This is a genomic window from Solwaraspora sp. WMMB335 (assembly GCF_049179075.1).
Lineage (GTDB): Bacteria > Actinomycetota > Actinomycetes > Mycobacteriales > Micromonosporaceae > Micromonospora_E.
In genome coordinates this window covers 1,930,653-1,949,569 of the sequence record NZ_JBMHMF010000001.1, presented here as the reverse complement: position 1 = coordinate 1,949,569, position 18,917 = coordinate 1,930,653, and the positions used below count along the sequence as shown (strand labels likewise).

General features: G+C 70.8%; 15 protein-coding genes. 10 read left to right on the top strand and 5 right to left on the bottom strand.

Annotation, left to right across the window (positions count from 1 at the left end; genetic code table 11):
- Position 1 precedes the first annotated feature (1 nt).
- The 3 genes from pcaF to ACN27F_RS08135 all read left to right on the top strand — a co-directional run bounded on the left by pcaF (position 2) and on the right by ACN27F_RS08135 (position 3,680).
- On the top strand, positions 2-1,207 hold the full coding sequence (gene pcaF, locus ACN27F_RS08145) for a 3-oxoadipyl-CoA thiolase (RefSeq protein ID WP_421432082.1): 1,206 nt from the start codon (positions 2-4) through the stop codon (positions 1,205-1,207).
- A gap of 119 nt (positions 1,208-1,326) precedes the next feature.
- The gene (locus tag ACN27F_RS08140) at positions 1,327-1,482 is read left to right on the top strand and encodes a hypothetical protein (RefSeq protein WP_421432081.1); all 156 of its coding nucleotides are present in this window, start codon (positions 1,327-1,329) and stop codon (positions 1,480-1,482) included.
- Positions 1,483-1,484: 2 nt separating this feature from the next.
- Positions 1,485-3,680, top strand: a complete 2,196-nt coding sequence (locus ACN27F_RS08135) for a putative bifunctional diguanylate cyclase/phosphodiesterase (protein ID WP_421432079.1) — start codon at positions 1,485-1,487, stop codon at positions 3,678-3,680.
- Here the strand turns inward: ACN27F_RS08135 and ACN27F_RS08130 are convergent.
- Both ACN27F_RS08130 and ACN27F_RS08125 read right to left on the bottom strand, forming a co-directional pair.
- Complete coding sequence (locus tag ACN27F_RS08130) at positions 3,604-4,134, bottom strand: DUF309 domain-containing protein (protein ID WP_421432078.1); 531 nt, start codon at positions 4,132-4,134, stop codon at positions 3,604-3,606. The two genes, ACN27F_RS08135 and ACN27F_RS08130, sit on opposite strands and share 77 nt — an antisense overlap.
- A 20-nt stretch (positions 4,135-4,154) precedes the next feature.
- Positions 4,155-5,168 (bottom strand): hypothetical protein, encoded by a 1,014-nt coding sequence (locus tag ACN27F_RS08125; protein WP_421432076.1) that lies wholly within the window; start codon positions 5,166-5,168, stop codon positions 4,155-4,157.
- A gap of 1,428 nt (positions 5,169-6,596) precedes the next feature.
- On the opposite strand from ACN27F_RS08125, the gene ACN27F_RS08120 reads away from it, so the two are divergent.
- Positions 6,597-10,328: a SpoIIE family protein phosphatase gene (locus tag ACN27F_RS08120; protein WP_421432074.1), complete on the top strand. Its 3,732-nt coding sequence runs from the start codon at positions 6,597-6,599 to the stop codon at positions 10,326-10,328.
- 42 nt (positions 10,329-10,370) lie between these two features.
- On the opposite strand, the gene ACN27F_RS08115 is transcribed toward ACN27F_RS08120, so the two are convergent.
- Positions 10,371-10,709, bottom strand: coding sequence for an STAS domain-containing protein (locus ACN27F_RS08115; RefSeq protein ID WP_421432072.1), 339 nt, complete (start codon positions 10,707-10,709; stop codon positions 10,371-10,373).
- Between the two features lie 76 nt (positions 10,710-10,785).
- Here ACN27F_RS08115 and map point away from each other — a divergent pair, with 76 nt between their 5' ends.
- Positions 10,786-11,646, top strand: a complete 861-nt coding sequence (gene map / locus ACN27F_RS08110) for a type I methionyl aminopeptidase (RefSeq protein ID WP_421432070.1) — start codon at positions 10,786-10,788, stop codon at positions 11,644-11,646.
- On the top strand, positions 11,643-12,365 hold the full coding sequence (locus ACN27F_RS08105) for a VIT1/CCC1 transporter family protein (RefSeq protein WP_421432069.1): 723 nt from the start codon (positions 11,643-11,645) through the stop codon (positions 12,363-12,365). The genes map and ACN27F_RS08105 overlap by 4 nt, the downstream gene beginning before the upstream one ends.
- Positions 12,366-12,414: 49 nt before the next feature.
- Here ACN27F_RS08105 and ACN27F_RS08100 read toward each other — a convergent pair whose 3' ends face one another.
- Positions 12,415-12,831, bottom strand: coding sequence for a ferritin-like domain-containing protein (locus ACN27F_RS08100; RefSeq protein WP_421432067.1), 417 nt, complete (start codon positions 12,829-12,831; stop codon positions 12,415-12,417).
- A gap of 19 nt (positions 12,832-12,850) precedes the next feature.
- A complete protein-coding gene (locus ACN27F_RS08095) occupies positions 12,851-13,468 on the bottom strand; it encodes a hypothetical protein (protein ID WP_421432065.1) in 618 nt (205 codons plus the stop codon).
- Positions 13,469-13,766: 298 nt separating this feature from the next.
- Here ACN27F_RS08095 and rimP point away from each other — a divergent pair, with 298 nt between their 5' ends.
- The 4 genes from rimP (at position 13,767) to infB (ending at position 18,911) form a co-directional block, all read left to right on the top strand.
- Positions 13,767-14,456 carry a ribosome maturation factor RimP gene (gene rimP, locus ACN27F_RS08090; protein WP_421432063.1) on the top strand — a complete coding sequence of 230 codons (690 nt, stop codon included), beginning with the start codon at positions 13,767-13,769 and terminating at the stop codon, positions 14,454-14,456.
- Positions 14,453-15,490, top strand: coding sequence for a transcription termination factor NusA (nusA, locus tag ACN27F_RS08085; protein WP_421432061.1), 1,038 nt, complete (start codon positions 14,453-14,455; stop codon positions 15,488-15,490). Before rimP ends, nusA begins: the two co-directional genes overlap by 4 nt.
- Positions 15,435-15,833, top strand: coding sequence for a YlxR family protein (locus ACN27F_RS08080; protein ID WP_421432059.1), 399 nt, complete (start codon positions 15,435-15,437; stop codon positions 15,831-15,833). The genes nusA and ACN27F_RS08080 overlap by 56 nt, the downstream gene beginning before the upstream one ends.
- 93 nt (positions 15,834-15,926) lie before the next feature.
- Entirely contained in the window at positions 15,927-18,911 is a 2,985-nt protein-coding gene (infB, locus tag ACN27F_RS08075) for a translation initiation factor IF-2 (RefSeq protein WP_421432058.1), read from the top strand.
- Positions 18,912-18,917: the final 6 nt, after the last annotated feature.

The following is an 18,917-nucleotide window of genomic DNA, read 5'->3' as shown; positions in this document are numbered from 1 at the left end:
CGTGCCCATCGCCTATCTCGTCGCCGGGGTGCGTACCCCGTTCGGCCGCTACGCCGGTGCCCTCGCCGCGGTGCGTCCGGACGACCTGGCCGCGCACGTGATCCGGGAGCTGGTCGCCCGGCACCCGTCGGTGGACTGGTCAGCGGCCGACGACGTCGTACTCGGCTGCGCGAACCAGGCTGGCGAGGACAACCGCAACGTGGCACGGATGGCGGTACTGCTGGCCGGTCTGCCGGCCGAGGTGAGTGGTACCACGGTCAACCGGCTCTGCGGCTCCGGGTTGGACGCGTTGGCGATCGCGGCCCGATCGATCGTGGCCGGTGACGCCGACCTCGTCGTCGCCGGTGGGGTGGAGAGCATGAGCCGGGCCCCGTTCGTCATGCCCAAGGCGGCCACGCCGTACTCCCGGTCGGCCGAGATCCACGACACCACCATCGGCTGGCGGTTGGTGAATCCGCTGATCCGCTCGGGCTGGGGTATCGACTCGATGCCGGAAACCGCGGAGAACGTCGCCGCCGATTACCAGGTGGACCGCGCCGCGCAGGACGCGTTCGCCCTGCGTTCGCAGGAAAGGGCGGCCAGGGCCCAGGCCAGTGGCCGGCTGGCCAGCGAGATCGTGCCGGTCGAGGTACCACAGCGACGCGCGGGCACGGCGACCGTGTCGATCGACGAACACCCCCGTGCCACGTCGCTGGAGAAGCTCGCCGCGCTGCCGACCCCGTTCCGCGACGGTGGCACCGTCACCGCGGGCAACTCGTCCGGAGTCAACGATGGCGCGGTCGCGCTGCTGGTGGCCAGCGACACCGCGGTACAGCGCTACGGACTGACACCGTTGGCCCGGGTCGCCGGGGCGACCACCGCGGGAGTCCCGCCCCGGGTGATGGGCATCGGGCCGGTGCCGGCCACCCGGCGGCTGCTCGGCCGGCTCGGTGTCAAGCTGACCGAGGTGGACGTGATCGAGCTCAACGAGGCGTTCGCCGCGCAGTCGGTGGCGGTGCTGCGGCAGCTGGGGTTGCCGGAGGACGCCGAGCAGGTCAATCCCAACGGCGGTGCGATCGCACTCGGTCATCCGCTGGGCGCGAGCGGAGCCCGACTGGCGCTGACCGCCGCGCTGGAACTCGACCACCGACGGGCACAGCGGGCTTTGTGCACGATGTGCATCGGGGTCGGCCAGGGTATCGCACTGCTGCTGGAATCGCCCCGGTGAATCTGGTCGGGAGCCGGGCATTGTCGTGAATCTGCCATCGGTGCACATTCCAGCGTTGCGGCGTTAGCATGGGCCGGCGCATAGCGAGGAAGCTCGCACCGCAAGGGAGCTGAGGCAGGATGACCGAGCAATCCGGCGGCGCATCGGGCGGGATCGGGCAGGTCGCCATTCTGCGGGCCGACGTGCGGGATCCGGAGGTGCTTGACGCGCGACGGCACCCGCGGCGGTTCGGTGCGTTCGGCGGCGTGGCGTACCGCGACGGCGTTCCGGCTTGATCATGCCGGCGTCCGGTCCGGACGGCGCCGGCGGCCCCGACGGCGCGTGGCGCTACGCCCGGCAGTGGGCCGCCGCCGCGGCCGCCCTCGGCTACCTTCCGCTGAGTACCGACGAGACGACCGACACCCTGTACGGGTACACGACGCGGTTGGCGCTCGCCGTGCAGGCAGCGGATTTCGACAGTCAGGCCGCTCGCGAGGTGGGACGTGCGCTGGTCGACGGGCACCTCACCGAGCCGGCCGTGCTCGACTGGTCGGTACGCGCGCTCGGCACCGATTTTCTGCCGACGGTGCTGCCGGAACTGACCACGTCGACGCGGGCCCGGGATCGGATCGGGTACCTGCAGGGGGCGCTCGCCGAGGGCTATGCCCGGGCGTTGCGCAACCGCACGTTCGATCAGCAGTCGAGCATTCGCCAAGCGGCGTGGTGCGCCCGGGACACGGCCGAGCGGGCACTGCACGACAGCGAGGCCCGCTTCCGTGCGGTGTTCAGCGGTGCCGCCATCGGCATCGGCATCGCCGACATCGATGGCCGGATATCCGAGGTCAACCAGGCGTTCGCGGACATGCTCGGATACACCATCGACGAGTTGCGCGAGATCAATGTGACGCAGCTGTTCCACCCGGACGACGCTCCCGGGATGCACCAGCTCTACCTGGAGCTGATCGAGGGCAAGCACGACAGCGTACGGGTGGAGAAGCGCTACTACCGCAAGGACGGTGCCGCCATCTGGACGGACCTGGCGATGTCGCTGATCCGCCACGACGACGGTCGTCCCCGATTCACCGTGGCCATGGTGGAGGACATCAACGACCGCTACGAGATGCAGGAGCGGCTGCGTTTCCAGGCCGAGCATGATCCGCTCACCGGGCTGCCCAACCGGGTGCTCTTCTTCGACCGGCTGTCACAGGCGCTCGCCGACGCCGCTGAGCCGCACCGACGGGTCGGCGTCTGTTTCCTCGACCTGGACGGGTTCAAGTCGATCAATGACGCACTCGGCCACGACGTCGGCGATCAGTTGCTGACCGTGGTGGCCGGGCGGCTGGCGGACAGCGTCGCCAACTCCGGGCACCTGATCGCCCGGATGGGCGGGGACGAGTTCGTGATCCTGGTGGCGAACTGTTCCGGTACGGCCCAGCTGATCTCGGTGGCGCGGTCGGCGCTTGCCGCGGTCGCCGCCCCGGTGCAGATCGGTGGACATCAGTTGATGGTGTCGGCGAGCGTGGGCATCGTGGCGGCACCGGCGATCGGCAGCAACCCGACGGACGTGATGAAAGCCGCAGACACCACTCTCTACTGGGCCAAGGCCGACGGTCGTGGGCAGTGGGCGGTGTACGACCCGGTGCGCGGCGCTCGCGACGTCACCCGCTCGGCGCTGGTCGCGGCGCTGCCGGCCGCGCTCGACCGGGGCGAGCTCGTCGTGGAGTACCAGCCGATCACCCGGCTCGCCGACGGGACGGTGACCGCGGTGGAGGCACTGGTCCGCTGGCAGCATCCGGAACTCGGTCGGCTCGGGCCGGACCGGTTCATCGGCCTGGCCGAGGAGACCGGGCTGATCGTCCGGCTCGGCCGGTGGGTCCTGGAACAGTCCTGCCGCCAGGCCAGCAGATGGCGGGCGGCGTGCCCGCAGACCCCGATCGCGGTGAGCGTGAACATCTCCGCCCGCCAGGTCAGCGACCCGCAACTGGTTGGCGAGGTCGCCGGGGTGCTGACCCGCACCGGTCTGCCGCCCGAGTTGTTGCAGCTGGAGCTGACTGAAAGCGCGGTGATGGCGACCGGTGGTGAGCCACTGCGTGCCCTGCGCCGCCTCGCCGGGCTCGGCGTACAGCTGGCCATCGACGATTTCGGCACCGGCTACTCCAACCTCGCCTACCTGCGTCGGATGCCGATCCAGGTGCTCAAGCTCGCCGGCCCGTTCGTCGAGGGAATGCGTCTCGCCGGCGCCGAAGCCGACCGCGACGAGCGGATCGTCGACGCGCTCGTCCGACTGGCCCACGCGCTCAACCTGACGGTGACCGCGGAGGCGGTGGAGACCGCCCAGCAGGCGGCCCGACTGGCCGCCCTCGGCTGCGACCAGGCGCAGGGCTGGCACTTCGGCAAGCCGGTGCCGGCCGCGGTGATCACCGCTCGGCTGTCCGGCGGTGGCCCGCTGCCGGCCGTAGCCGAGGAACGTCCGGAACCGGGGCGTGCGCGCTGACCGGACCATCGCACAGCCGCTCGGCGAGTTCGCGGCCGAAGCGCACCAGGTCCGCGACGGGTACGTCGTACGGGCACCGCTCGGCGTAACCGTCGATCCGGTCTGCCGCGCGGGTCAGCAGCCGGGCGGCACCGGTCGGGTTGCCCCGCCGTACGTGGGTCAACCCGACGGCCAGTTGGGCCAGCCCACGCCAGAACTCCCGCTCCGGCGGCGGCGCTGCCTTCCACACGGCTTCCAGGACCTCATGGGCGTGGAACGGTCGGCCGGCGTCGAGCAGCCGTTGCGCCTCGTCGAGAGCGGCGCCCGGCGTCAGCACCAGATCATCCGGGGTGGTCGGGACGCCGGTGGCGCCGTGCGGCAGCGGGCGGCCGAGTCCGTCGCGGGGCCGGGCGTTGCGGGGCCGGCCGGTCGGGTCCCGGTCGCGGTCGCGGTCCCAGGCAGGCAGGCTGCTCATCGGTCAAGCGTAGCGGGGGACTATCCGCCGTCGGCCCAGGTCCAGGGCAGCTCCGTGAAACGCTCGGCACCGCGTTTGACGTATTCGGCGGGCAGTTCGGTGCCCCAACGCGGGTCGAGCACGACCGTCAGTGCCTCCTGGGTGCTCAGCGCCAACGGCATCGGCGGATTGGTCCGGCCGTTCCACACCAGACAGCGGGCGAGATTCAATTGGATCCGGATTCCGTCCGCCCGGTGCAACGCGACCGACCGGCCATCCACGCAATTGTCCGGAATATCATAAAGAGCGATGACGCCGCCATCGGGCAGTCGGTAGCACAACTCGCCTATGTCGCAGTGCGTCACGTCTGCCGGCTCGTCCTGGTAGACCCAGAGGCGAATCATGGCGGGACCGTCGCCGCGATCCAGGTACACCTGTACGGCCACCGCCCCTGGGCCCAGCTCCCGCGCGTCGCCCATGGCGTACCCGCTGGTCCGTCCCTTGGGAAGGAGGGCGCTGAGTAGATCCAACGCACCCGACGCGGTGGCCGGTGCGACCGGTCCGCCAACGACGTACGGGATGCTGAAGTTCAGCTCCTCGGGGATCGGGCAGTTGACGATCTGGGTGCGGGGAGTGACCGCTGCGGTCGATTCCGCTCGGCCGCTGTCCTGACCACCGCATCGTGGGGGCGACACCACCGGTCGTGCGCTCGCGTCGATCGGCGTCCCGCCGATCCGTTCCGCTACCGGCAGGGCGGACGAGTCCGATCCGGCCACGGCCGCTGGTGTGGCTGTCCCGGCCGGTGGTGCCGCGACAGGCTGCACGAGGTCCGCCGTCGGGAGGCCGCCATCGGTCAGCGTCGGCAACAACAGCAACACCGCAGCGGTCGCGACGGCGACACCGGACGTGCCGCCGACGCCGACGCCGACGGCGATCCGGCGCAGCCGCCGGCGGCGACGACCGTGCCGTACGGAGTCGATCACAAGATCGCCGATCGGCGGTGCGGGCTGCTGCGCCAACTCCTGTTCCAGCAGTCGCCTGATCCCACCCGCCATACTGGCCACCTTCCGGTCCTGCCGGACCCGCTCACCAACCCGTCGACCCGCCGGTTCCCGGCACCTGACATACGGCAAGACGGGCCGGCGAGCCCGTTCGGTGACATGACCGGCCGACCCGAGCGCGGGCAGCCGGCCGGTCGGGTTACGTTCGACGGCGAGCGGGGTAGAAGGCGGACCACCGGTAGAGCCGGTACCGGACAAGGTCGTTGACCGACAGAAACTTGCCGGGCAGGCAACGCCGGCGGGTCTGCCCGCCGGGCATCGCAGACAGCGCTGGCGGGCCCGAGTTGGGTCACGTTGAAGATCATTTTCTGATCTCGGCGCTGTGACCTGCCGTGTTGCTCGCGACCGTGTCGAAATCTGCGCACTACCCGACACCCTGACCTCGGCACGATGTTCCATCTCGGCGACTTCCCTACGCCCCGGAAGAGACGCGGGCATCCGATGTGGATGATCAAACTTACCGGAAGAGCCGCAAGGCCGCCGACCACGACGTGCCCACCAGGACCCACGCCGGCGGATGCCAGGTATCCGCCACGCCGACACGCCGCCATCCCGTGCGAAGGCGCTCCTCCAGTCGGGGCGCTCAACGGGCGGCACCGCTGCCACCAGCGGAAACGCCGCACCGATCGTCGTACGCACCACATGACCCCAGTCGGGTCACTCACGGTGACCAGGGAGCTGGAGCCGGCCCGGGTAACACGGGATCTCCATCGCGAGTGGACTCTGGCACACCTCAAAAGCCAGGGATGACGTCAGTCTGGCTCCACTCGCCGCGGACATGGCGATGGCTGGACGGAGGCAGCACGACGCAGTGCCCGAAATGGGCAGGAGGTGACATCACATTCGTGACCGTGCGTGATTACGCCGGCTCATCCACCGACGGTCAGCCGCCGTCCAGCCGGACACAACGGGCTGAGCGGCGGCAGGCAACGGGTAAGCCGGCAGCCGAGCACGGCGGCGGCATGGTGAATCCCGACCCGGGCCACGTTGACGATCACCTTCCGGTCTCGGCGCGGCGACCTGCCGTGAAGTATCCGTCAAGCCGACGCGCCGCACCGATCGTCGTACGCCTAAATAACCCAAGTCAGGTGACATACGGCAAGACGGGCCGGCGAGCCCGTTCGGTGACATGACCGGCCGACCCGAGCGCGGGCAGCCGGCCGGTCGGGTTACGTTCGACGGCGAGCGGGGTAGAAGGCGGACCACCGGTAGAGCCGGTACCGGACAAGGTCGTTGACCGGCAGAAACTTGCCGGGCAGGCAACGCCGGCGGGCCTGCCCGCCGGGCATCGCAGACAACGCCGGCGGGTCTGCCCGCCGGGCATCGACGGATAGAAGGTGGACAGCAATGGCAGAAGGTGATCGGTCGCCGGAGTCCTCAGCCGGACCGGCACCGACGGCGCCTGGGTCTGCCGTCCCTGCCATGCTCGCCGCCGCGCTGGCCTGCGGCGGCGAGATGGGCGTCCGGATCCGCGATCACGACTGGAGCGCCACACCGCTCGGACCGCTGCGCACCTGGCCGCCGAGCCTGTGCCAGGCGGTCGGCATGATGCTCGCGTCCCAGGCGCAGATCGTGCTGTACTGGGGGCCGCAACTGCGTGCCTTCTACAACGACGCCTACCTGCCGACGATCGGTGCCAAACATCCGGACGCGCTCGGCGAGCCCGCCGCTGAGCACTGGTCGGAGCTGTGGGACGTGCTCGAACCGCTGTTCGCCGCGGTGATCGACACCGGCCGGGCGTACCGGGGTAGCGATCATCCCTTTCTGCTCGAGCGGCACGGGTTCCTCGAAGAGACCTACTTCGACGTCTCGTACGACCCGTTACGCACCGAGGACGGTACCGTCGCCGGTGTCTTCTGCATCGTGAACGAGACCACCGGACGAGTGATCGGGGAACGCCGGATCCGGGCCCTGGCAGATCTCGGGACTCGGCTGTCCGACGGGCGCAGCGAGGCCGACCTACGCCGTGCGGTGCTCGAAGCGCTGGACAGTTGCCGCGCCGACGTACCTTTCGCGTTGCTCTATCTGGGTGCCGACGCCGCGACGGCCCGGCTCGCGGGCTGCACCGGCGTGCCGGCCGAGGCGGTCGTCGCACCGGCCGACCCGCAGGCCGGCACCGACGCGACCGCTGCGGCCCCGGTAGCCCTGTTGGACACGCTGCGGGAGGCTGCCGGCCGGACCGGGTCCGCGAGTGACTTTCTCGCCACTGTGCCGGACCGTGCGGCAGCCGACGTACTGGTCCTGCCGATCTTCTCGGCCACCGAGCCGGTCGGTGCGGTCGTCGTCGGCCACAGCCGGCACCTGCCCTTCGGCAGCGACTACCGAGGCTTCCTCGACCTGCTGGCGACCCAGATATCCAGCGCGGTGACCAATCAGCGGGCGTATCTGCACGAGCAGGCCCGGGCCGCCGAACTGGCTGCGATCGACCGGGCCAAGACCAACTTTTTCGCCAACGTCAGCCACGAGTTCCGGACTCCGCTCACCCTGTTGCTCGGCCCGTTGGAGGACCAGCTGGCCGACCCGGATCTGCCGGTCGGGCACCGTGACAGGGCAGCCATGATGCACCGCAACGCCCTGCGGCTGCTCAAGCTGGTGAACACGGTGCTCGACTTCTCACAGCTGGAATCCGGCCGGGCCCGGGCCGCCCTGCGCCCGGTCGACCTGGCCGACTACACCAATCGTCTGGCCAGCACGTTCCGGTCTGCGGCGCAGCGTGCCGGACTGGACCTGGTGGTGGATTGTCCACCGCTGCCCGCCGAGGTCCACGTCGATCCGGACCTGTGGGAGAAGGTCGTACTGAACCTGCTCTCCAACGCGCTGAAGTTCACCTTCGACGGGGTCGTCACGGTCCGGCTGCGCGGCCGTGGCGAGTCGGTCGAGCTGACTGTCGCCGACACCGGTGTCGGCATCCCGGCCGCCGATCTACCTCGTCTGTTCGAGCGGTTCCACCGCGTTGCCGGCACCCGCTCCCGCAGCTACGAGGGCACCGGGATCGGACTGGCACTGGTTCGGGAACTGGTCGGGCTGCACGGTGGCACGGTCGCGGTACGCAGCGAAGTCGGCCGGGGCAGCACCTTCACCGTCGAGATTCCGACCGGAGTCGCCCAGCTGCCCGGCTCCGTGGTCGCCGGTCCGACGTGGTCGCCGGGCACGGCCGAGGACGAACTCATCAGCGCGCCCGACGCCCCGACCCGCCTGCACCTGGCCGAGATCGAGCGGTGGGCCGGCCCCGAATCCGGGGCCGTGCCCGCCATCGGCCCTGGGGCCACCGGGGACCGCGTCGCGCCACACCGCGTCGATCAGCCTGTCGGCCGGGTGCTGGTCGTCGACGACAACGCCGACCTACGTGATCATGTGGGCCGGCTACTGGCACCGTACTGGCAGGTCGTCACGGCGGCCGACGGCGTCACTGCCCTGGAGTTGGCCTCCCGGGCCGCCTTCGACCTGGTTCTCACCGACGTGATGATGCCGAATCTCGACGGATTCGGTCTGGTCGCGGCGCTGCGCCGGGAACCACGGACCCGGCACGTGCCGATCGTGGTGCTCTCCGCGCGGGCCGGCCCCGGATCCGCGGTCCGCGGGCTCGCCGCCGGTGCCGACGACTACCTGGTCAAGCCGTTCGCAGCGGAGGAGCTCGTGGCCCGGGTGCGGGCCAACGTCGAACTCGGCCAGCTACGCGGCCGGATCATCCACCAGTTGCGCGCGCTGGCCGACGCCGCGGTGGCGGTGAACACCGCGCAGACCACCAACGAGGTGCTGCGGGTAGCGGTCGAGCACGTCCAGCAGTTGGTGCGGGCCGCCAGGGTGGTGGCCACCGCGCCGGGTGCCCGGCATGAGATCGACGGCGGCGGCCAGTCGTCCGCCGAGCCGGCAACCACCATCCCGTTCGTCGGTGCCTCCGGCGATCGGCTCGGAGAACTGCTCATCTGGCCGGTCGACGGGGTCGACGCCGACATCGACGAGGCCGCGCTGGCGGAGTTCGCCCGGATGGTGGGGCTGCGGCTGGGCAATGCCCGGCTGTACGAGGCGGAGCACCGGATCGCCACCACCCTGCAGCACAGCCTGCTGCCGCAGGCGTTGCCGAAGGTCCCCGGTGCCCTGTTGGCCAGTCGTTACCTGCCGGGCAACGCCGAGGCTGAGGTCGGCGGTGACTGGTACGACGCCGTGGAGGTCGGTGACGGACAGCTCGTGCTGGTCATCGGTGACGTGGTGGGCAAGGGCGTCGCCGCGGCGGCCACGATGGGACAGTTACGTAACGCGCTACGCGCATACCTGTTGGAGGGGTTCGCGCCGGGCGAGGCACTGACCCGGCTGAACCGGCTGATGGCGACGATGAGCCGTCGGTCGCTGGCCACCGTGGTCTGCCTGTGGTTCGACCCGCGCACCGGTGAGCTGCGGTACACCAGCGCCGGTCACCCACCGCCGGTGGTGGTGGCCGGCACCGACGCCTCGCTGCTGCATCGGCGGGCGCTCGGGCCGCCGATCGGTGCGATCCCGGCCAGCGTCTATCCGACCGCCTCCGCCCGCCTCGACGCCGGGACCAGGCTGCTGTGCTACACCGACGGACTGATCGAGGACCGCGCCCAGGGCATCGACGCCGGACTGGACCAGGTCCGCTCCGACGCCTGGGCCGGCGGTGACCACGTCGAGGACCTGGCCGACCAGTTGCTGCTGCGGGTTGCCCGCCGGCCGCGTCGAGACGATGTCGCCGTGCTGGTGCTGGAGGCGACCGAGCTGGACCGGCTGATGGTGCGGCTGCCCGCCGAGGCGACGAAGTTGGCGCTGCTGCGCCGCCGGCTGGAGGACTTCTGCACCGCGCACGGCCTGGCGGAGAACGACCGCTTCGACCTGACTGTCGCGATATCCGAAGCGGCGGCGAACGCGATCGAGCATCCGGTGTCACCCACCGAGACCGACATTTCGGTCGAAGTGTGTATCACCGGCCCCGAACTGGTCGCGACCGTGCAGGACAGCGGTAGTTGGCGGGAGGCGACCGCCACGGGCTTCCGTGGCCGCGGGCTGGCTCTCATCGCGGCCCTCGCCGACCTCCAGATCGATCACGACAGGCAGGGCAGCCGGGTGACCATGCGCCGGACCCTGGCCCGGCCACCGGGCGTCGGCGCCGAAACCCGGCTGACCGCGACCGGGGACTGACCGCGACCGGGGACTGCCACCCGGGCCTGTCCGCTCGGCGGCTCAGCCTGCCAACCATGGCTGCTCGCCGAGCCCGGAGATGTCCAGGATACGGCGCACCTGCCAGGACGCCAGCACGGTGAGCGTCTGCGGGTACCGCTCCGTGAGCTGGAGCAGCGCGTGGATGGCGGCCGAGTCGAAGAACGACACCTGTCGCAGGTCAAGGGTGAGTTCGCCGGCTTCGGGTCGAATGGCCGCCCGGAACATCTCGGCGGCCGTCGACATGTCGACCTCGCCACGTACGGTGACGGTCAGCCGGCTGCCGTCCAGCTCGCCGGAGGCGGCAAAGGCGGGTGTTGCGCCGGAGGCGGCAAAGGCGGGCATCTCGCCCTCGTGATCCACGACGTAGAAGATGGCACAACCGTACGGATCCGGCAAGAATCGGGGGAGCCCTGGGAGCAGGGATAGGCTGGACCCCATGGCCATCGTCCGCGCACCGCTAACCCCCGGCACGCTCACCCCTTGGCGGCAGGTGCCGGCGCACATCGCGCGACCCGAGTACGTCGGGAAGAAGCAGCCCAGGCAGTGGCGCGGCTCGCACGTGCAGAACCCGGAGACCATCGACCGGATGCGGGTGGCGGGCCGGCTCGCGGCCCAGGCCGTCCAACTCGCCGGCGAGCACTGCAAGCCCGGCGTGACGACCGACGACATCGACCGGGTGGTGCACGAGTTCCTCTGTGATCACGGCGCATATCCGTCGACCCTGGGCTACAAGGGCTTCCCGAAGTCGTGCTGCACGAGTCTGAACGAAGTGATCTGCCACGGAATCCCGGACTCCACGGTGCTCGTCGACGGTGACATCGTCAACGTCGACGTCACCGCGTACGTCGACGGTGTGCACGGCGACACCAACGCCACCTTCTGCGTGGGTGAGGTCTCCGAGGAAGCCCGGCTGCTGGTGGAGCGCACCCACGAGGCGATGATGCGGGGCATCCGGGCGGTTGCGCCGGGCCGGCAGATCAACGTGATCGGGCGAGTCATCGAGTCCTACGCCCGACGTTTCGGCTACGGTGTGGTCCGTGACTTCACCGGGCACGGCATCGGGGAAGCGTTCCACAGTGGTCTGTACGTGCCGCACTACGACAGCCCGCGTCCGATCGACGTGATGGAACCGGGCATGACGTTCACCATCGAGCCGATGATCACGCTCGGCACGCACGAGTACGACATCTGGGGCGACGGCTGGACCGTGGTGACCAAGGACCGGCGCTGGACCGCCCAGTTCGAGCACACGATCCTGGTGACCGACGACGGTCACGAGATCCTCACGTTGCCGTGACGGTCCCGGTCGGCCCGGCGGCGCTCGCCGGTGAACACCATGCCGACGTGGCCGGGGGCTGGTTGCGCCCGGCGGTCTTCGGGGCGATGGACGGGTTGGTCACGAACATCGCGCTGATCGCCGGAGTCGGCGGCGGCGGGGCGTCGGCGCGGAGCATCGTGCTGGCCGGGGCGGCCGGACTGGTGGCCGGCGCGATCTCGATGGGTCTGGGGGAGTACACCAGCGTCCGTACCCAGAACGAACAGATCGCCGCCGAGGTCGACAAGGAACGCCGCGAACTTGAACGCCATCCGGACGCGGAAGCCCATGAGCTCGCCGGCATGCTCACCAGTCACGGGCTGCCCGCGGACCTCGCCGAGCAGGTGGCCACCGCACTGCGGAACCGGCCCGAGGCGGCGCTGCGCCTGCACGTACAGGAAGAGCTCGGAGTCGATCCGGACGATCAGCCGAGCCCATGGACGGCGGCCCTGTCGTCGTTCGCCTGTTTCTCCGTCGGTGCGTTGGTCCCGCTGATCACCTTCCTGCTCGGCTTCCCACAGCTGGAACTTGCCCTTGCGGTCGGTGGGCTCGGGCTGTTCGCGGCCGGTGCGGCGGTGGCCCGCTTCACCGGCCGGCCATGGTGGCGTACCGGGTTACGGCAGCTCCTGCTCGGCGCGGCGGCCACCGGGGCGACCTACCTGGTCGGTCGGTTGATCGGGGTCGGTGCCGGCATGCTCTGAGCGGTGACCTCCGCTGAGCCGTCGGGCCCGGCCGGCCGGCGTACCCGCCTCAGCCGGGCAGTCCCGGCCAGGTGGGTACCGCAGGGGTGATTCCGGCGGTCAGCCGCCAGCGGGTGGCGTTCACCGCGTACTCGACCAGGGCGTCGAGCGCGGTCTCGCGTTCCTCGCCGGTGCTGACGGGCAGCACCGCCCGCCACACAGCGGCGCACCGTTCCTCCACCTCCGCCGCGAGGCGCAGTGCGCTGGCCGCGTCGGTGACCGGGAACGGGGTCTGGTAGGCCGGGTCCACCGGGACCTGGCTCGCTCCGGCGGCCCGTAGCACGAGCATGTCGCGCCGGGCGCGGTGTGCTGCCTCGACCGCCCGGGCCTGATCGGCGGCACCGGCACTGAGCTGGACCCCGACCACGCCGTAGGCGAAGATCGCCGCGTACTCGGCCATGAGCGCTTCCTGCCACGCGTCACTCATCGTCGGACCGCCATCTCGTTCATCGCAGGACCTCGATGTGACAGGTGCGGGCCGCGGTGATCGAACCCAGCAACGCCGCCCGGTCGGCCGGCGCGGCACGGCATGCTTCGGCCGCCGCGGCAGCCGCCGCCTCCTCGGCGCTGCGCAGCGCGGCCAGCGCGGCCGCCGGGTCGCTCGGCACCTGCGGCTGACCCGCCGCGGGCGCGGTCGGGGAGGAGCCCGGCCGCGGTGTGCCGTCGTCCGGCGGGGTGCTCGCGCCCGGCGTGGCCGTCGAGCCCGTACCCGGTGCCGTGCCGGCCGGGTTGACGCTGGCTGGATCCGGGAGCGTGATGCCGGTGATCCGGGCCAGCTCGGTGGCGTGGGCGCGATGGGCGGCCGCGATCGGTGCCAATTCCGCGTCGAGATCGGGGTGGGCGAGCCGGGTGGCGTCGTAGCTCGCGGCCAACTCGACCGTGCCGGTGAGCAAGTCGGCCAGCGGGTCCGGCTCGGGCGTGGGCTCAGGCGCAGGATCGAGCAGATCGCAGCCGGCCGAACCGGCTCCGGCGGTGACGGCGAGCAGGGCGCTGGCGGCGCCGCGGATCAGGCCCCGGCGGCTGCAGCCGGCAGGGGCGAGCCGTTGATGGTTCGCGCTGGACACCGGGCTAGTCAACACCATCGGCCGAAGCGGCGAGTCGTTACGGGCAAGGCGACGGGATTCGCTAACGCAGTGGGTTGTCGGACGGACACGGAAAGTGGTCACCGGATCGTCTCGATGGAGACCGTTCGGCGCAGCGACGGGTTACCCCGGCGAGGCTGCGTGTTTCGTCGGTGCGCCGGGAGGTCGATCGCTGCGGAAGCGCGTTACGCTCTGCCCAGCCGCGGATGAGCCGCATCCGGCGGCAGGGCCGCCGTGCCATGGCGGGGCTCGACGAAGTTGACTGCGAAAGGGTGCGGAGATGACGCAGCGTGACCGCGCCGGCGGCAGGTCACCGGGTGCCCGCTCACGCCGCGCTCCGACCGCGGCACGGTCGCGTCCCGACGCGGGACAACGACCCCGCCCGGAGCCCGGACCGCGCCGAGAGCGGTTGCGCGCCCTGATCGAGCCGGTCGTGCACGCGGCCGGATTCGATCTCGAGGATGTGTCGGTCTCCCGGGTCGGGCGCCGGCACCTGGTCCGGGTGATCGTCGACGCCGACGGCGGCATCGGGCTGGACGCGGTGGCCACGGTCTCCCGATCGGTCTCCGCCGCGCTCGACGAGGCGGAGGCGGCGACCGGCACGGAGTTGATAGTCGGGGAGTACCAGCTGGAGGTCAGCTCGCCCGGCGTCGACCGGCCACTGCGGCTGCCCCGGCACTGGCGGCGTAACGCCGGCCGGTTGGTCCGGGTGACGGCGGGCCAGCGGGCGGTGGCCGGTCGGATCGTCGCCGCCGACGACGACTCGGTCAGTCTGGACGTCGACGGCGTGCTGCAGCAGTGGCCGTACACCGATCTCGGTCCCGGTCGGGTCCAGGTGGAATTCCAGCGCCTTGACGAGGTCGGCGACGACGACCTGGCGGATTTCGACGATTCGCTGACGGATTTCGACGACTCGCCGGCGGACAGCGACGGCCCGGTCGACGACGAAGTGGAGGACGAGGAGAGGTGAACATCGACCTCGCGGCGCTGCGCGCACTGGAGCGCGAGCGGGAAATCCCGTTCGACACGATTCTTGCGGCGATCGAGGCCGCGTTGCTGACCGCGTACCGGCATACCGAGGGTGCGCAGACCAACGCCCGGATCGAGATCGACCGTAAGAGCGGCGCGGCGTTGGTGTACGCGCAGGAGCTCGACGCGGAGGGCGCGGTCCTACGGGAGTGGGACGACACGCCACATGATTTCGGGCGGATCGCGGCGATGACCGCCAAGCAGGTGATCCTGCAACGGTTGCGGGAAGCTACCGACGAGGTCCACTTCGGCGAATACGCCGGTCGCGACGGCGACCTGGTGACCGGTGTCATCCAGGCGCACGAGGCCCGGACCGAGAAGGGGATCGTCACGGTCGATCTCGGCAAGCTGGAAGCGGTGCTGCCCGCCGCCGAGCAGGTGCCGGGTGAGGTGTACGGCCATGGCCAGCGGATCCGGTGCGTGGTCGTGCACGTGGCCAAGGGATTCCGCGGCCCGCAGATCACGCTGTCCCGGTCCCATCCCAATCTGGTGAAGAAGCTGTTCGCTCTGGAGGTGCCGGAGATCGCGGACGGCACGGTGGAGATCGCCGCGATCGCCCGCGAGGCGGGCCACCGGACGAAGATCGCGGTGCGGTCGACCACGCCGGGAGTCAACGCCAAAGGCGCCTGTATCGGCCCGATGGGTCAGCGGGTCCGGGCGGTGATGAGCGAGCTGCACGGCGAGAAGATCGACATCATCGATTGGTCCGAGGAGCCGGCGACGTTCGTCGGTAACGCGCTCTCTCCGGCCAAGGCGCTGCGGGTCGACGTGGTGGACGCCGCTACCCGGACGGCGCGGGTCACCGTTCCCGACTTCCAGCTTTCGCTGGCGATCGGGCGCGAAGGGCAGAATGCCCGGCTCGCCGCCCGGTTGACCGGTTGGCGGATCGACATCCGTCCGGACACCGAGGCAGCGTCGGGTGGCCGGGAATCCGCCCCGGAACCGGGCGGCGCGGTCTCCGGCGCGTCGGGGTAGACTTTCTTTCGTGGTACGACGTGCGTTGCCGGAGCGCACCTGTGTGGGCTGCCGGCGACGTGCACCGGTTCACGAGCTACTACGGATCGTCGTGGTTGCGGGGGAGAGTGTGTCTCGCCTGCTACCAGATCCGGTCCGGAGATTGCCGGGACGGGGGGCGCACCTGCATCCCGATCCGGCGTGTCTCGAGCTGGCGCAGCGGCGCCGTGCCTTCGGGCGGGCGTTGCGGTTCACCGGTGTCGTTGACTCCGGCGAGCTAGCCGAGTACATCCGCGCGTCAACCGTTACGTCCGGCCATCCGGCCGGCCGAGGTTCGCACAGCAAGGTAGGACGACCGACATGAGCACACGATGAAGTCCCAGCAATGACCAGGCTTCAAGTGCACGAGTGAGGTCGCTGCGGGTGCCGCCCGCACGGCCTCGGAGTGAGGAGTGCAGTGGCAGGCAAGGCCCGCGTACACGAGCTTGCGAAGGAGCTCGGGGTCGAAAGCAAGACCGTTCTCGCCAAACTCAAAGAGATGGGCGAGTTCGTCAAGTCCGCGTCGAGCACGGTCGAGGCGCCCGTCGCCCGCCGCCTCCGTGGCGCGTTCGCCGCGTCCGCGCAGGCACCGGCGGCGTCTCCGGCGCCCCCGGCCGCACCGTCGACGAACACCATCGAGTCGAGAGTCTCCGCCAAGCCGGCTCCGCCGCGTCGCCCGGCCACGCCGTCGTCGATGCGGCCCAAGGGCCCGGTACCGGGCCCGCCGCCACCACCGTCGTCGACACCGGTGGCCAAGCCGGCGAGCGCGCACGACATCGAAGTGGCCGCCGCCGAGGCGCGGGCAGCCGCGCTCAAGGCCGAGCAGGAGGCCAACGTCAAGGCGGCGCAGCAGGCCGCAAAGCAGCGTGACACCACCCGTCGGGAGCCACCGGCCGACGGCGGCGCGCCACGGCCCAAGCCCGGACCGGGCTCAGTTCCGCCGCGCCCGGGCAGCCCGGCCGCCGGTCGGACTGGCGGTGGTCGCCCACCGGCGCCCGGCACGCCGACGCCCGGGCCAGGCCGGTCGGGCGGTCGCCCGCCGGGTCGCAGCGGTGGCAACAATCCCTTTGGCATCACTCAGGGCGGTGGGCAGCGCCCCGCCCCCGGCGGTGGCCAGCGGCCGAACCCGGCGTCGATGCCGCCCCGGCCCAGTCCCGCGTCGATGCCGCCCCGGCCGAGCCCTGCGTCGATGCCTGCACAACGACCCGGTCGGCCGGGCACCGGTGCCGGGCGCCCCGGCGGTGGTGGTGGCCGTGGCGGCGGCGGCGGTGGTGGTGGCTTCCGTGGCGGTCCCGGTGGGGGCGGCGGCGGTGGTGGTGGCTTCCGTGGCGGTCCCGGTGGGGGCGGCGGCGGTGGTGGTGGCTTCCGTGGCGGTCCCGGTGGGGGCGGCGGTGGCGGTGGTGGCTTCCGTGGCGGTGCGCCGGCCGGAGCCGGCGGTGGCCGCCCCGGTGCCGGTGGCCGGGGACGCGGTGGTGGCGCAGCCGGTGCCTTCGGGCGTCCGGGTGGCCGCCCGACCCGCGGTCGCAAGTCCAAGAAGCAGCGCAGACAGGAGTTCGACAACCTGTCCGCGCCGACCATGAGCTCGGGCGCCCCTCGTGGCCAGGGCCAGGTCGTGCGGTTGTCGCGTGGCGCTTCACTGTCGGACTTCGCGGACAAGATCAACGCGAATCCGGGTTCGTTGGTCCAGGAGATGTTCAACCTGGGCGAGATGGTGACCGCGACCCAGTCCTGCTCCGACGAGACGCTGCAGTTGCTCGGCGAGCACCTCGGGTTCGACGTACAGATCGTCAGCCCCGAGGACGAGGACCGCGAACTGCTCGCGCAGTTCAACATCGACCTCGACGCCGAGGTGGATTCCGAGCGGCTGGTCACCCGGCCGCCGGTGGTGACCGTGATGGGTCACGTCGACCACGGTAAGACCAAGCTGCTCGACGCCATCCGCAAGACCAACCTCGTCGAGGGTGAGGCCGGCGGCATCACCCAGCACATCGGTGCCTACCAGGTGCATGTGCCACACGACGGGGTCGACCGGGCGTTGACCTTCATCGACACCCCGGGCCACGAGGCGTTCACCGCCATGCGTGCCCGTGGTGCCCAGGTCACCGACATCGTGGTGCTGGTGGTCGCGGCCGACGACGGCGTCATGCCGCAGACCATCGAGGCGCTCAACCACGCCAAGGCGGCCGAGGTGCCGATCGTGGTCGCGGTCAACAAGATCGACAAGCCGGAGGCCAACCCGGACAAGGTCCGTCAGCAACTGACCGAGTACGGCTTGGTCGCCGAGGAGTACGGCGGCGAGACGATGTTCGTCAACGTCGCGGCCAAGCCGGGCATCGGCATCGACGAGCTGCTGGAGGCGGTGCTGCTGACCGCCGACGCGACGCTCGAACTCACCGCGCCGACCGATGGGCCGGCCCAGGGCATCGCCATCGAGGCGCACCTGGACAAGGGCCGCGGTGCGGTGGCCACCGTCCTGGTGCAGAAGGGCACCCTGCGTACCGGTGACTCGATCGTCGCCGGTGGGGCCCACGGTCGAGTGCGGGCGATGCTCGACGAGAACGGCAATCAGGTCGGCGAGGCCGGTCCGGCCCGTCCGGTGTTGGTGCTCGGCCTCACCGCCGTGCCCAGCGCCGGCGACATGTTCCTCGCCGCGCAGGACGACCGTACGGTCCGCCAGATCGCCGAGCAGCGGCAGGCGCGGCGGCGGGCGGCGAGCTTCGCCAACTCGCGCGGCCGGGCCACGCTGGAGACGCTCATGGAGCAGATCAAGGAGGGCGAGAAGACCTCGCTCAACCTGATCCTCAAGGGCGATGTCTCCGGTTCGGTCGAGGCACTGGAGGATGCGCTGTTCAAGCTCGACATCCCGGACGAGGTCCAGTTGCGGATCCTCGACCGGGGGGTGGGCGCGATCACCGAGAGCAACGTCATGCTCGCGAGCGCGTCCGCCGAGGCGGCGACGATCATCGGCTTCAACGTCCGGGCCTCCAACAAGGTCCGGGAGATCGCCGACCGCGAGGGCGTGGAGATCCGTTACTACACGGTCATCTACCAGGCCATCGAGGAGATCGACGCGGCGCTCAAGGGCCTGCTCAAGCCGGAGTTCGAGGAGGTGGAGCTGGGCAGCGCGGAGATCCGCGACGTCTTCCGCTCCTCCAAGATCGGCAACATCGCCGGTTGCCTGGTGCGGTCGGGCATCATCCGCCGCAACGGCAAGGCACGGTTGCTGCGCGACGGCGCGGTGGTGGCGGACAACCTCACCATCAACTCGCTCAAGCGCTTCAAGGACGACGCGACCGAGGTCCGGGAGGGCTTCGAATGTGGTCTGACCTTGGGCAACTACAACAACATCCAGGTCGGCGACATCATCGAGACCTTCGAGATGCGAGAAAAGGTCCGTACCTGATCCCGT

Excerpts from the sequence above, each read along its gene's own strand:
- ACN27F_RS08140 (WP_421432081.1), top strand. The coding sequence starts at position 1,327 with ATGACCGAGCAATCCGGCGGCGCATCGGGCGGGATCGGGCAGGTCGCC.
- ACN27F_RS08135 (WP_421432079.1), top strand. The coding sequence starts at position 1,485 with ATGCCGGCGTCCGGTCCGGACGGCGCCGGCGGCCCCGACGGCGCGTGG.
- ACN27F_RS08130 (WP_421432078.1), bottom strand. The coding sequence starts at position 4,134 with ATGAGCAGCCTGCCTGCCTGGGACCGCGACCGCGACCGGGACCCGACC.
- ACN27F_RS08125 (WP_421432076.1), bottom strand. The coding sequence starts at position 5,168 with ATGGCGGGTGGGATCAGGCGACTGCTGGAACAGGAGTTGGCGCAGCAG.
- ACN27F_RS08120 (WP_421432074.1), top strand. The coding sequence starts at position 6,597 with ATGCTCGCCGCCGCGCTGGCCTGCGGCGGCGAGATGGGCGTCCGGATC.
- map (WP_421432070.1), top strand. The coding sequence starts at position 10,786 with ATGGCCATCGTCCGCGCACCGCTAACCCCCGGCACGCTCACCCCTTGG.
- ACN27F_RS08100 (WP_421432067.1), bottom strand. The coding sequence starts at position 12,831 with ATGAGTGACGCGTGGCAGGAAGCGCTCATGGCCGAGTACGCGGCGATC.
- rimP (WP_421432063.1), top strand. The coding sequence starts at position 13,767 with ATGACGCAGCGTGACCGCGCCGGCGGCAGGTCACCGGGTGCCCGCTCA.